This is a genomic window from Microcoleus sp. bin48.metabat.b7b8b9.023, from assembly GCF_013299185.1.
GTDB lineage: Bacteria > Cyanobacteriota > Cyanobacteriia > Cyanobacteriales > Microcoleaceae > Microcoleus.
In genome coordinates, this window is record NZ_JAAFKG010000058.1 from 1 (window position 1) to 14,196 (window position 14,196).

At 44.7% G+C, this 14,196-nt stretch carries 8 protein-coding genes; 4 read left to right on the forward strand and 4 right to left on the reverse strand.

What is annotated here, in order from left to right; translation table 11 throughout:
* Positions 1–547 precede the first annotated feature (547 nt).
* A complete protein-coding gene (locus QZW82_RS25915) occupies positions 548–1,852 on the reverse strand; it encodes an ATP-binding protein (protein ID WP_293154997.1) in 1,305 nt (434 codons plus the stop codon).
* Between the two features lie 126 nt (positions 1,853–1,978).
* Here QZW82_RS25915 and QZW82_RS25920 point away from each other — a divergent pair, with 126 nt between their 5' ends.
* A complete protein-coding gene (locus tag QZW82_RS25920; RefSeq protein WP_293155000.1) occupies positions 1,979–2,311 on the forward strand; it encodes a TMEM14 family protein in 333 nt (110 codons plus the stop codon).
* A gap of 153 nt (positions 2,312–2,464) precedes the next feature.
* Here QZW82_RS25920 and QZW82_RS25925 read toward each other — a convergent pair whose 3' ends face one another.
* Positions 2,465–3,490: a hypothetical protein gene (locus tag QZW82_RS25925; RefSeq protein WP_293155003.1), complete on the reverse strand. Its 1,026-nt coding sequence runs from the start codon at positions 3,488–3,490 to the stop codon at positions 2,465–2,467.
* A gap of 580 nt (positions 3,491–4,070) precedes the next feature.
* Between QZW82_RS25925 and QZW82_RS25930 the strand changes: the two genes are divergently transcribed.
* Positions 4,071–5,486 (forward strand): hypothetical protein, encoded by a 1,416-nt coding sequence (locus QZW82_RS25930; protein ID WP_293155006.1) that lies wholly within the window; start codon positions 4,071–4,073, stop codon positions 5,484–5,486.
* A gap of 293 nt (positions 5,487–5,779) precedes the next feature.
* Here the strand turns inward: QZW82_RS25930 and QZW82_RS25935 are convergent, their stop codons facing one another.
* Positions 5,780–8,299 (reverse strand): serine/threonine-protein kinase, encoded by a 2,520-nt coding sequence (locus QZW82_RS25935; protein WP_293155009.1) that lies wholly within the window; start codon positions 8,297–8,299, stop codon positions 5,780–5,782.
* A gap of 902 nt (positions 8,300–9,201) precedes the next feature.
* Between QZW82_RS25935 and QZW82_RS25940 the strand changes: the two genes are divergently transcribed.
* Together QZW82_RS25940 and QZW82_RS25945 are read left to right on the forward strand one after the other, a co-directional pair.
* Positions 9,202–10,443, forward strand: a complete 1,242-nt coding sequence (locus QZW82_RS25940; protein WP_293155012.1) for a glycosyltransferase family 2 protein — start codon at positions 9,202–9,204, stop codon at positions 10,441–10,443.
* A gap of 255 nt (positions 10,444–10,698) precedes the next feature.
* The gene (locus QZW82_RS25945) at positions 10,699–11,412 is read left to right on the forward strand and encodes a hypothetical protein (protein ID WP_293155015.1); all 714 of its coding nucleotides are present in this window, start codon (positions 10,699–10,701) and stop codon (positions 11,410–11,412) included.
* Between the two features lie 246 nt (positions 11,413–11,658).
* Here QZW82_RS25945 and QZW82_RS25950 read toward each other — a convergent pair whose 3' ends face one another.
* Complete coding sequence (locus QZW82_RS25950; RefSeq protein WP_293155018.1) at positions 11,659–13,932, reverse strand: FdhF/YdeP family oxidoreductase; 2,274 nt, start codon at positions 13,930–13,932, stop codon at positions 11,659–11,661.
* Between the last annotated feature and the right edge of the window lie 264 nt (positions 13,933–14,196).

The window sequence follows — 14,196 nt, forward strand, 5'->3', positions numbered from 1 at the left end:
TAGAATTTTTGCTCGTTTTTTTAGGAGATGGCTCTGGCTCTGGTTTTGGTTCGTAGGTGGCTAATATTGCACTGAGTTTTTGGATTTTCTCCCATAGCTCTACTATCAAGGCTTCTTTTGCCTCGTTCGATAGTTGTTTTAGGTCGGGGAGTTTTTCCATTCCTTTATCTAATGTCTATCTTGTCTTCTTGTCAAGGGGGTTGAGCAATTACGTTGACAGTTGATACCAATTTTTTATGAGGCTGCTCCCGAATTCGGATCCCCCCTAACCCCCCTTGATAAGGGGGGGACAAGATTTTTCTCAAAGTCCCCCTTCTTAAGGGGGATTTAGGGGGATCGAGATATGTGCAACTTCACATTAAATTGGTATGACAGCATTAATCAGTTGATAGCCTTAATCAGTTGACAGTTGACAGCTTGAGGGTGGACTTCTACCTGGAAGGAAGAGGATTGGAGTAATGAATCGTCTGATTTTAATTTCTCCATAAAAGGGAGAGGCTTTAAACCAATTCTTTCTGGTAAAACTCGCTCTCCCAGCGCAGACAACCTACTTGTCAAACAAAGCTAAATCAGCTTTCAGAAAATCTACAAACTGCCGCGCAGTCCTTCCAGAGCGCCCGTTGCGGCGAGTTGCCCATTCCTTAGCGCGGTGTTCCAAATCCTCAACAGCGAGTTTGATGCCAGCAAGTTCGGCGAGATGTCGGACAATTGTTAAATAAGTGTTTTGATCCGCAGGTTCAAAAGTTAAAGTCAAGCCAAAGCGATCGCTAAATGAAAGTTTTTCCTGCACGGTATCCCAAGCGTGAACTTCATCACCGTCGCGGGGGCGAGGCCTGTCATCAAAAAACTCTCGAATTAAATGCCTGCGATTAGATGTGGCGTAAACAACTACATTTTGAGGCCGGGCGGTGACATTTCCTTCTAAAACAACTTTCAAGGATTTAAAAGCATCATCATCTTCCTCAAATGAAAGGTCGTCTACAAAAATAATAAACTTTTGAGGAACTCCCCGCAACTTCTCCACAATTTGCGCTAAATCTTGCAAATCCGATTTAGATACTTCAATCAAGCGCAAATTGCGAGATCCAAATTCATTTAACAGCGACTTCACCAACGAAGACTTACCCGAGCCGCGACTTCCGTACAACAAGACGTGCAAAGCCGGATAACCAGCCAGCAAAAACTCTGTATTTTTCACCAGAGCATCCCGCTGCCAATCGCAGCAAACCAACTCTTTCAAATTTATGCGATCGGGATGTGGAATACTCGCTAACTGCCCGGATTTCCACCCAAAAGCACGATACTCTGCAAACAAACCCGTGCCAAACTGTCGGTAATATTTTGCCAAAGATTCCGCAGCGCTAGACCATTTTTCTAGTTTTCCGTGCAGGGGCTTTTCGGCGTTTTCTGGTATATTTTCGCAATGCCAAATGGGAGGCACTGAGTCAAGTTGACCCGCTACTCGCACCCACTTACTCAACTGCTCGCTGGTGCAGTCATAAATATTTTGCAGCACTTGTAAATCATGTCTGGCTGCTTCCACTAAAGCGGGCGGCAAACTCGCAAAATCTGTTTGCTGAGCTAGGTGAGAAAAGGGATTTTCGTCTTTGAGAATTTGCAAAATCAGGGAATTTTTCCAGCTCAAATTTTGAGCAGCTTGAATTTTGAACCAGTTACCGTAAGCTACCTGACACTCTAGACCGCTGAGTTCGCTGTGGTGGAGAGCTTGCAGCAAGTCGAGAAAAGCTTGACCTGCGGGGGTTTCGAGAACTGATTGATATAGCAACAGGGATGCTGCTTGGCGTTGGAGGTAACGGATTTGGGCGATCGCCTGAGAAGTTAGGGCTGACATAATGCCAATTGTATAACAGTTAGATATCTGGACTGGGTTTAATAAATTTTCTAACAATTTGTGACCGCAATCGCAGCTATCGCTGTATAAATTGAGATGCAAAGAGTGAAAATAGGGGAATTAAAAATGAATTTAGGTACAGCAGCCGCGATCGGCTACGGCGTTTTGACACTAATTGGCGGCATCATGGGTTACATCAAAGCCAAAAGCCAAGCCTCGCTCATTTCCGGCCTCGTTAGCGGTTCGCTGCTAATTTTTGCCGGTACCGCACAACTCATGGGACAAACTTGGGGTTTAACATTAGCAGCAGCAATTTCCGCTGTTTTAGTAGTAGTTTTTATGGTACGGCTGGTCAAAACTCGCAAGTTTATGCCCGCTGGGATGCTGATTTTGGCTAGTTTGGCGTCTTTGGGTGCGATCGTTTACGAACTCAGCGGTCAAGCGATGTTAGGTTTTTGATTTGATATTTTTGATTTTAGAGGTGAGATTTTAGATTAACTCCCAGGTTTTACTGGGAGTTAATCTAAAATCAACAGAAACCTAATTTTTTCACCAATGACCAATGCCCCATTCCCCATCCCTCCGCTTCGCCCCATGCCCCATGCCCCATGACTAATGACTAATGACTGATTCAATATACTGCTCGACTTCCCTGAGTTGCTGCCGCTGGTATTCAATCCAATTCTTTTCCGCCGCGCGCTGTTGGGCTGTCTCTAGCTGGTACCGCGCCTGCTTCTCTAAAAAATTATTGTAGAACATAATCGCTTTTTCAACTGTTTGAATTCCCAGTTTCATGCGCTCCTCAAAAACTGCTAAAATTAAATCATCCAGGATTGAGCTAATCACTTTACAAGACTCTTCAAAATCGCTCAAGCTGATTCCCATTTTACTTTTATGAACCAGAGTTTCAACAGGATCTCTCAGGGTTTCTTTAAAAGTCTTCATATAAGACTCCGGTAAATATCTCAGAGGTTCCGTAAACTTCGATACAATCTCGCCGCCTATTGATTGCAGTCGCTCTCTAAATTTCGATTGACTCTTGAAGTCGAAGCATTCTATACAATATTCAACTTTTTCTATATCAATAGATTGTAATTCTTTAAAGATAGAATTGAGTTCATTCTCCACAATTAAAATTACTCGCTCGCCTTGATAGTCTACTTCATTTCGCAATTCTTTGTACAAATTATCTTTGTCATAAAAACCGATAGAATCTTTTTTAAACACTTGCTGGTTTTGATCCCACAAAAACCACTTATTTTTTAACTTGGTAGCTTTGTCGCTCCACGATTTGCGAACTTTAACAACAGCATCATATTTGCCTTTTTTTCCCAAACTGCGAATTCTCACGTCGCATCCGCTTAGTTCGCCAATTTGCTCCCAGACATCAACAGCAGATGCTTTAGCAATTCTCGGCTTGCTATTCCAGACATCCTCAGCCTGAGATACATCTTTGAAACATACATGAGCTAACGCCTTGAGTCTGAGGGCTGATTGCTTGATTTCCTGAATACAAGGTTCCACGTCTAGACTGAGGTGGGTAGCTGACTGTTTAATCTCCACGGATTGATATTCATCTGCGAGCAATCGATCGCTAAACTGGGTAATAGCCTGGAATACCTTGAGATACTCATTCATCAGAAAAATGGGTTTGAAACTCCGTCCTTATAGGACGGCTTTTTAGATTAGTGTTAGGGGTGGTAGTTCCACCCCTATGAATCTTGTTACCGCCTTGGAGCTACTAAATACCGGGTGCTTTTGTATTGCACTTTCGTCGGGACAATTGCCGACTGACATGGTTGACCCTGTACGCATAACAAGTGGCGATAAGCCCATGTGTATATTTCCCTTCGCTACTGACTATCAGAGAGGTTACAGATTAGGGAGGCGTCCAGTAACGTCTTCTGGTGTACCACCACCAGATAGTTCAGTTTGGGTTTTTAGCCCGCAAGCTAGACATTGGTTTAGTCTCAGATTAAGAAGTTAGTGAATCTTCCTCTTCCAAGCCTCCGTGCTTTAGCCGGAGGTCAATGACTTCGTTTCATCCCTCCTTTCCCTAAATAGCATACAATACAGAACATCTCCCTTTTGGAATGCAAACTGAGTCAGACCATTTTAGATTTTAGATTTTAGAATTGGGAATGGGAATGACTGATGACTATCAGGGTTTGGAGCGCGGGCCTACAGTTGCATTCTTGTTTTAAACTGGTGTCACAACATGGATTATGTATTCACCCCTACAACTCAGGCTAGACTCAATACTGGCAACCTCGTACAGCCTGCCACCACAACTGGAAAATTGCTCCCCGCAGCTAGGGATCCGGTGACAGGGGAGTTTGTGGAGATTGCCAAAATATTTTATCAATCAACAACTACAACTCTATGCGATCGCGGAGTTCTAGGATTGCTCTCACAGTTAGGCGGAGGCGGGCCCGTACAGCCACTGATAGCTCCCGTGTACGTGACAGTCGCGCCGTTGCAGCTTGCTCAAAGTCACCAGGGGTTTCAGAAAATATACAGAATGCTTAACTGTCTGAAAATTAATTTGGCAGTGATGCAAGCGACTGCTGCCGTCATTGGTATTGGGGCTGTATCGAGTACAGTTTTGTCAGCAGTAAACCTCGAACAAGTATTAAAAATTAGAGATGAGGCAAAACACCAGAAGCTGAAAATTAAAGACGGGTTTATCGATCTCAGGCATATCCTCAAAGATAAGGGAGTAGAGGTAATTCAGCAAATTTTTAAGGTGGCTCATGACTCTAATTTTCAAAGGCACCGCCAGCAACTGGTTAACGGTTACGATATTTTTTCTAAAGCTATTAAACGCTGCCAGTCAGCCCTGACAGTGCCGGATCTCAAGCTGCGGAATTCGGAGATTAATAACGGGCGAGATATGCTGTTTGAGGCTTTAAGAATTTACGATCGTCCCGGTTTGTTGGAGGGGCTGTGTTCTGCAGGAAAGCTCCGGCAAATGGAATGTGTTTGGGCGATCGAGCTGGCGCTGGGCATCACGTTTCAGTTGCAGCGGGCTTACGATCTAGTGAGCGATCGCCTGCTCAAACTTCAATCAAAAATTCGTCACGATCTTCTCACTGTTGTGAAAGGATGTCAATCGGAATCTGAACTAGATTTTTTATTTCCAGAAGTTACCAGGATTCTCGGTCACGATCTAAGTGTAATAGAATTTTGGCAAAACGAGGTAGATTGGATGCAAACTTTGTCTCCCAAAGAGCAGCACCAGTTAGCTAGTTTAGATAAACTTAGCGGCGACCATCATATAAAAAGCAGCATCCACACGACATTCGCGGTATTAACTGCGGAACCTTCACTTTATCAAAGTTTAAAGCAAAAGTCTCACTTTCTATCCTTGCGCGACCAGCTAGCCTTTGCCCTGAAGCCGGAACTGCGCCGGGGATACGAATTTTATGTGTGCCAGCAGGCGATCGCAACTGGCTATCCAGCTTTAGCTGTCTCGAACTGGCAAGAAATATCCGATTTAACTGTGGCTAACCTCTACTACTTTTTCCAAAGTCGAGAGGATTCAAGTGAAATTTATCCGACTGAGGACACAATAGAAACGCCTGCTTGGCACTTTCCCAAATCCTTAGAAAAAGAGTTACATTACTGCAATTAATTGAAAGCGCTGGTCAAGGTACGTAGTTGCGATCTTTGCGCTCTTTATAATATTAGCCAAGAGCGCTGAAGCGCAACTACGTACCTAATTTGTCTGACGACAATAAAACCGCTCTGCTTAGTCGATATTGTAGGGTGCGTCAGCGAGTAGCCTAATTTTCAGGTGAGGAACCAGAATTGGCTGACGCACCCTACTACAAATCAGACTATAAACCGCAGATGTCAAACAGATGCAACCGACGATGCAACGCAGATAATTTCAGGGTGTTTTCCGATTTTTGCAATTCAAGTCTATTATCTCAGCCACAACTTAATAGTATTGTCTTTAGAGCCGCTAGCAATAGTTTTGCCATCGGGACTAAAAGTCACTACATAAACCTCATCGGTATGTCCCGTCAAAGTATTCAGCAATTCTCCGGTATCAAAGTCCCAAATTTTAATGGTTTTATCCTTGCTTCCGCTGGCGATAAATTTCCCGTCCGGGCTGATAGCAACCGAAACAATATCGTCAGAATGTCCCTTAATCGAACGAAGTAAATCTCCACTTTCGAGATTCCAGATTTTAATGCTTTCATCGTAGGAGCCACTAACAATTGTCTTGCCATCCGGGCTAACTACCACAGACCTCACCGCGTCGCCGTGTCCTTCAATAGTTTTGAGCAACCTCCCTGTTGCTACATCGACAATTGTGATTTTTTTATCCTTAGAAGCGCTAATTAAATTTTTGCCATCGGGAGTGAAAGCAACAGAATAAACAAAATCTGTATGATCTGGTAAATTCTGGAGCAAATTGCCAGTTGTGGCATCCGAAATTTTGGTGGTTTTGTCTCCGCTGGCGCTAGCAACAAGCTGTCCGTCGGGGCTGATAGCGACTGACCAAACAGAGGCACTGTGATCGAGACTGCGAGTAGCTTGACCTGTTTTCAAATCCCACAACATGACTCTCCAAAAACCTGTTCCTGTGGCTAGTTTCGTACCTTTTGCATCGAAAGCAACCGACCAAACGGTGGATGAATCTCCTGGGAAAGTGCGGATCGATTTGCCTGTGGCTAAATCCCAAATTTGGATGGTTTTGTCTTTGGAACCGCTGGCTAACATTAAGCCGTCTGGACTAAAAGCAACAGATCCAACTGCATCTGAATGCTGGGCGAAGTTTTTGACTTTGGCGTTTTTCCAGTGGAGGCCTGCTTGGCACTTTTGTTGTAAATTTTGGGCGGATGTATAGGTGCTAGAAGTTTTGGCAATTGTTGGGATTTGGCTGATGCAGCCTTCATAATTGCTTTCTTGATAAAAAGCTTCGATTTGATTGAATTGTTGGGTTTCTTGCTGGACTTGCTGCTGTCTTTCTTGCCATTTGAGGTATCCGTAAATTCCGCCGATCGCAGTTAAGAGGGCTGCAATCGTTGCTGCGGCGATATAAGGATTGATTTTGCGAGGTTCTTTGGGGACAATTGCTGAGGCGCTGGTGCTGTCTGGGGCGATGGATAAACTCCCTTTTCCGTTCAAATTTACCTCTGGGGATGCCGCCGGAGTTGCCTGCACTCCCAGTGGCAGAGTGCTGCTGGCTGGGGGCAGAATGGCGTTGGGGTTGCGGTGTCCTTCCAACACGATCGCGATCGCCTTGTACAATTTACCGAATAAAGATTTAGGAACGACTAATTCTTCGATTCTGGCCGCATCTTCGTCGGTAAGCCCTAAAACTTGCTGCAACCGTTTTAATTCCTCGCGAGTGTTTGCAGAAAAAGGATATTCTTGCTGCATGGTTTCTTGCAGCGATTGTTCGTAGCGTTCGCCTTTTTGCCTGTATTTGCGGTAAGGGTTCAAGACTTCATCTTCGATCGCCTCTGCTTCTTCTGGTTGCAATTCCAAACTGACGCGCAATTCTTCTAATATTCTCCGCCCGACGACTGTAATGTCACCGCGACTGCTGCTGCGCCGATCGACTTCTTCGCGATAGATTGTGAGTTTGGGTACCCGCGTGCGCGATCGATCGCCAATTTTCCGCAAATCGGCTAAAGCCTCCGCCGCCGACTGGTAGCGCTCCCGAAAATCGTAGCGCACCATATTGTCCAAAACATCGGCCAGCGCTTGGGAGCTGGAGGTTAAATGGCGCCAAACAATTTCGCCTCGATTAGAATTTTTCAAATCCCGCAGTTTCGGCAAATCGTAAGCCGGCAAACCCGTCATAGCTTGGATGCCAATCATTCCCAAGGCGTAGATATCGCTGTTGAGTTGGGGGTTGTATTGAAATTGCTCGATCGGCATATATTCCAGCGTCCCAATCCGCACAGTTACCGGTGCTTGTCTTTGAGCGATGTGAATTTCTTTCACCGAGCCAAAGTCAATCAAAACTAACTTGTTGTCTGCATAGCGACGGATTAAATTTGCTGGTTTAATATCTCGATGAATTACTCCCTGTCCGTGTACAAACACTAAAATTTCTAATAGTTCCTTCAGCAAAGGAATAATTTTTTCTTCGGGAACCGGCTTTCCCGGTACAATCTCTGTGGATAGCGAGTGACCGGCAATAAAGGATTCTACTAAGAAAAATTCTTCATTTTCTTCAAAATAAGCGAATAGCTGAGGGATTTGGTCGTGTTGACCGAGCTTTTCTAGAACTTCTGCTTCTTTTTGGAAAAGACGGCGCGTAGTATTAATTAATTTGGGTTCGCTGGTACCGGGACGCAGGTGCTTGACAAAGCACTGCGGTTCACCGGGGCGACGAGTATCTTTGGCCAGATAGGTTTGTCCAAATTCTCCTGTTTCTATGACTTCAATGACTTGATAGCGTCCATCTAAAAGTTGGCTCACCATGATAATAACGCAGCCTTTTTTTGGTTGATTTTCGCAAGAAACAGTTTCACAGCAGGCAGTTTTTAGTTGTAACTAGGTCAGTCGATTTGAGATTTAAATTGCTATTTTGTGGCGGGTTCGATGCCCACCAGAGAAGCATTTAACTGTATTTCTCTACAACGATTTGCCGAATTCTCAATTGACTGATATAGCGATTGTCAATCAAGGGAGGTACTCGCCAGCCAATCACTCATTACCCATCACCCATCACTCACGATCGATCGCATATTACCCATTACCAGAAAGAATTGGTTGAAAGCCCCAAGCCCGGGAGAAATTAAAATCAGACTATTCATTACTCAAATACTCGGACTTGTAGGTAGAGGTTGCTCTCCAACTGTCAACTGTCAACTGTCAACTGTCAACTGTTGAACAATCCGTACCTCACTCACCTGACGATGGGTGCATCTGTGCGATCGCATTTGTAGTGGGATCTTAAGAACTCGCGTACTATACATAGCACGCGAGAGGGGACAGCACTGTATAAAAATGCTTTTTGCAAAAATGAGATGTTCCCTCTGACAATTGCCATACTTTATTTTTTCAACATCTGCAAAGCTTGATATCCCAAAAAGAAAAAACCCAAAGCACCGAGTATCGCTATGGTATTCGCAAACACATCCACTGAAACAAATTCGCCCATTGCAAGATCCTCTGACAACTGATATCTATCCTCGGCTTTTCGGTCTCAGACTGGGTGAGGGGTCTTGCCCCTTGCTGCGGTAGAGCCGAAAGATGCTCACAAATTATAGCAAAGGAGATGCTGAAAATAACTTTTTGGGCGATCGACTAGCTTTTTGTTTTAATATTTTTTAATATTTAAGGACACAAATCGTGCAGCTAAATTTTGAGGTAAGTTCGCTTTGATATTGTTAACCCTGGTAATTTTTTCTCTCATAGTCAGTAGAGCTTACACCAAGAATTTGCGCCAATCGGTCAAAAATGCGCCTCGCACCAACAGCAGTGCGGCTCAGCAGTTATTTCCGTCGGCGGGTGACTTCCCCAAAGTTTCGGTGATCGTACCAGCATACAACGAAGCCGAGAATATTCAGGATTGCGCGATCGCCATTTTGGAGAGTACAGCCCTGTCTGCTGACAAGCTAGAGGTTTTGATTGTAGACGATCGATCGACAGACGACACGAAGGCGATCGCCCAAACTCTGCAACAACAGATCGACGACCCCCGCCTCAAAATATTAGCAGGTGAGGCGCGACCGGAAAACCAATATTGGGCGGGCAAAAACTGGGCCTGCGCCCAAGCTGTTGGGGAAGCAACCGGAGAATTCCTATTATTTATCGATGCCGACGTGCGGCTGAAACCGGGGGCGATTGAAACCGCTATCGCCACAGCCGAAACCGAGAAAATAGACCTGCTAACCTGTATGCCAGCGCTGGTTTGTGGGTGTTTTTCCGAGTGGTTGGTGCAGCCTTTAATGTTCAATAACCTAGCTGTTTGCTTCGATTTTACAGCCGTTAATGATGCTGCAAAAACAGACAGTGCCTTTGCGGGCGGCCCATTTATGCTGTTTAGGCGATCGGCTTACGAAAAAATCGGCGGACACGAAGCAGTTGCCGGCGAAATTGTCGAAGATGTGGAATTAGCTAGACGCATCAAGCGTGCGAGTTTAAAGCTCGGACTTTATTCCGGGTCAAATTTGGCATCCGTGCGGATGTATCGGTCTTGGAGCGCATTGTGGGAAGGCTGGACAAAGAATCTGTATCTCGGCGCTAACCGCAGTTGGGGGAGCATGATTTATATTGCCGCAATTATGTTGTTTCTTTATCCGATGCCGTGGTTGGCATTAGCTATTTTGCTGGCTAACGGCAAAATTGCCAACATAATTAGCAATGGCCAATTAGCAATTAGCAATTACCATTTGCCGGTTGCGTTGTTAACTATCTGTTTATCTGCGATCGTAATTGGGTACCATTACACCTTGCGCCGTTTGGGTGCCGAAATTTCTGACTGTCCGACGAAATACTGGTGGTTGGGAGGTTTGGGAGGGACGTTAATTGCGGCAATTGCGATCGGTTCTGCGATCAAAACCGAAACAGGTTGGGGATGGACTTGGCGCGGGAGAGCTTTGCAAATTAACAATAATTAATCCCGATTTTGCATTCACAAAAATTAGTAGTAGGGTGCGTCAGCTTTTAATACGGTTGACTTTTCGTCAGACAAATTAGGTACGTTGTTGCGCTTCAGCGCTCTTTATGATATTCGGAAAGAGGGCTGAAGCCCAACAACGTACCTCATCTTTCTGAGTTAGTAGTAGGGTGCGTCAGGTTTGAGATATTCAATTAGCATAAAAAGTCTCATACTGACGCACGATTTATTCTGGGTAAGGTAGAATGGAAGTAATATGAAGCTTAAAACAAGCTTTATTTTAAGTCTACGATTAAATGAAAAATATAAGGAGGGCAAGTCAATGATTAAGTTTGACATAGGCCACTACACCGATTTTAAATTGCCCAACAACTCCGATATTCCGGAGCAATTACAGCAAACACTTCGCAGGGTTTGGGACAGAAAATATGACGATTTATACGAAAGAGGCGGAAACAGCGATGTAGAAGAAGCTTTTGTAGAAGTAATGACGGCCTTTGGAATGCCGCATGATAAAGTATCCCATCAGCGATATGTGTACATGGCTTATGGAATAGCATTAGCAGCTAAACCGACGATTAAACATTACTTTCCTGAAGAACACAAGGCTGATATCGTTCAAGCAATTGTATCTTGTTGGCTAAAGGATGGTGGTGAAATTCCAGAAAGTTGGGCCGATACCTTGTTTCCTCATATCGACAAAATTGGAAAATATCAAGCTAGTAACGAAGCTTATAATATTTTCTACGGCTTGCTGCAAACACTCAACACCAAAACAGCTTATAATGCCATCTTGGATATTTTGTATGATGCAATTACTGGTGATGCCATTTCTGGCTTTGCTGCGGCCCAACGAGATATGTTTAATTGGTGGTTGATCCAGGTGGTTCCTGCTGCCTATTGTTTAAAGCTGCCATCTACTTTATATTCGGGAAAATGGGAATTTCCGCCCCTGAGTCAGTGTAAGTAATTACGATGAGGCAATCAATAGTAGTAGGGTGCGTCAGATTTGAGATTTTCAATCAGCACAAAAAGTCTGATACTGACGCACCATTTATTCGAGGAGTGCGTCAGTATGAGATTGTTGGTTTGTTGCGAAAATAATTTTCGCTGACGCACCATACATATAGTCGTCAGTCATATAAATTAGGTACGTAGTTGCGCTTCAGCACTCTTTATAATATTCGGAAAGAGGGCCCAAGCCCAACAACGTACCTTATGCTTCTGCGTACACAAAAGCAGGTACCCGCTTGTAAGCAGGCGTTCCGGATCGCTTTTCAATCTCCGGGTGAAAAATTACGTTGACTTCAGGATAAAACATCAAAGCAGCACCCTCACGAACCGCCCCGTAAATCACCTCAACATTTTCCATTTTCCCCACATTTCCCTGCACAGTAACCCGCTGATGTTCTTTCATGCCAGCGCTTTCTGCATCGGCGCGATTCATCAAAATGCAGTTGCGGTGCGGCATTCCCCGGTACTTGTCATCAATTTTGTAAACCACAGTATTGTGCTGAGAATAACTGCGTCCAGTCATTAATGCCACAACTAAACCCCGCACCGATTCCGATGCACCAAAATCTTTGATTTCCGGTAATTTTAGCACTGGTAAAGGCGTGACAAACATCTTGGCTTTGCCGGAATCTGTGGGAAATTTGGGTTCGGTAAAAATTCGCCCGCTGATGGTGAATTCTTCGTTGGTTTCATCAATTGTTGCCATTTTCTCAAAGCCGGGAATTGTTTTAGCAATCAATTGCCGAACGTATTTAGTATCTTGAAGCTGGCGCCAGTCTACCGGATAAGTACCGTGAATTCTAGCAGCTAATTCTGTCAAAAAATGCACTTCGGGAATCAAATCAGCATCTTTGAGATGAGTTTCGCCTTCATCATTGAAACGCACAAAATTATTACCGGATTCCACGGTTGTTTTGTAGGGATTTTCAAAGCGATTCAGCACCGGCAGCACAATTGTATTGTGATGAGCCAATCCGCTAAAATGTCCCAAATTTGGTTTGGTGGCGAGGTAAATAATGGTTTCAATCTTGCCTAAAGCGCGTTTTGCTTGATTTGAATCTGGGTTCGCCCCGTACAAGTTACCGCCCAAACAGATTAGCGTATCGACTTTGCCTGCATCTGCTGCTTCAATGAGCGATCGAGTTTCGTAACCCTTAACGCCGCTCAGGGGACACCCCAATAACTGTTCGAGAGTATGTTGAATTTCTTTTTTCAGGTTCACAGTCACACCCATAGAGCCAAATCCTTGGACGTTTGAGTGTCCTCTCACCGGCATTAATCCCGCCCCTATTTTGCCGAGATTTCCCGTCATCAAAGCAGTATTGGCAATGCTGAACACATTATCTACGCCATTTTTTTGTTGAGTAATTCCCATCGCCCAACCGAAGACAACCCGCTTAGAATTGCCGATGATTTTAGCTGCCGCCTCAATTTCTGCTTGGGAAACTCCGCAAGTTGTAGTAATAGTTTCCCAGTCGGTTTCGCGGGCGTGCTGCACTGCTGCTTCCCAGCCTTCTGTGTGGGCCTGCAAGTATGTTTCGTCGAGCAATCCTTGTTCGATTACCGATTTTTGAATCCCTACAAATAGCGCTGTATCGCTGCCGGGAATTGGTTGCAAGTAGAGCGAGGCAATCTTGGAACCGGGGATGAGCGACTTGACTGGAAATGCCGGAGAACCAAACTTGACTAACCCGATTTCCATCACCGGATTGATGACAATTATTTTACCGCCTTTGTCGCAAATTTTAATCAACTCGTTCATGAAGCGGGGATGGTTGTAGGCAGAATTCGCGCCGGCGAGTACGACGCAATCTGCTTGCTTTAAGTTTTCTAGACTCACTACCGAGGTGCGGGTGGCAAACATTTCGTTTAACCCGGTGGTCGAGGGAGCGTGGCAGAGATCGGAACAATCTGCTAAGTTGTTAGAACCGATCGCCCTCATCATCAATTGCAACAAAAAAGCCGCCTCGTTGGAAGAGCGACCGGAACTGTAAGATGCCACTCGTTCGGGGGTTTTGCGAAATGCAGCCTCGGCAATTTCATAGACTTCTTGCCACGAAATGCGATCGTAATGAGACGAACCAGCCCGCAAAATCATCGGAAAACTCAACCTTCCGAGTCTATCTGCTTCCCTGGAAGTTAATTGTTGGAGTTCTGCAATATTGTGCTGTTGAAAATAGTTAGTCGAGATAGCAGGTTTAATTTCAGCCGAGATTGCTTCAACACTTTTCATGCAGCGCTGAAGTTTTTCGCCGTCTTCATTCGTAAAGCCTCCTTTCTGCCCGCCAGTGCCCCAAGAACAAGATAAACAAGCACTTTTGTGCAGCAAAGTTTGCCAAAGTTTCGGGCCTTCGGGCGATAAAGTCTGCTTTGCCCAATATTCAATTATTGGTAAACCGCCGCCCATGTCTGGGGTTTCGTCATTTTTCTCGCTAAATGGGGGAACGGGTTGGATATTTTGGGAGTTGGTGTCCATAGGGTTTATTTTTTGTTTGAATTGCGGGTTGATGTACAGTTAAGTTTATTACTATAATTTACCGCAAATTTACAGCCAAAAAATTAGTCAATAGATAGATGTTTCAATCTAAATTCAAATCTAGATTTGTCCTTTTGATTATTGTTTCGGATGGGCTAGAAGCCCATCCCACAAGCCACAAAATGTGGGATGGCTTTGAGCAGCGTCCTAATTATTGTTTCGGACGGGCTAGAAGCCCATCCCACAAGCCACAAAATGTGGGAT

Excerpts from the sequence above, each read along its gene's own strand:
- QZW82_RS25925 (WP_293155003.1), bottom strand. The coding sequence starts at position 3,490 with ATGAATGAGTATCTCAAGGTATTCCAGGCTATTACCCAGTTTAGCGAT.
- QZW82_RS25915 (WP_293154997.1), bottom strand. The coding sequence starts at position 1,852 with ATGTCAGCCCTAACTTCTCAGGCGATCGCCCAAATCCGTTACCTCCAA.
- QZW82_RS25945 (WP_293155015.1), top strand. The coding sequence starts at position 10,699 with ATGAAGCTTAAAACAAGCTTTATTTTAAGTCTACGATTAAATGAAAAA.
- QZW82_RS25935 (WP_293155009.1), bottom strand. The coding sequence starts at position 8,299 with ATGGTGAGCCAACTTTTAGATGGACGCTATCAAGTCATTGAAGTCATA.
- QZW82_RS25930 (WP_293155006.1), top strand. The coding sequence starts at position 4,071 with ATGGATTATGTATTCACCCCTACAACTCAGGCTAGACTCAATACTGGC.
- QZW82_RS25920 (WP_293155000.1), top strand. The coding sequence starts at position 1,979 with ATGAATTTAGGTACAGCAGCCGCGATCGGCTACGGCGTTTTGACACTA.
- QZW82_RS25950 (WP_293155018.1), bottom strand. The coding sequence starts at position 13,932 with ATGGACACCAACTCCCAAAATATCCAACCCGTTCCCCCATTTAGCGAG.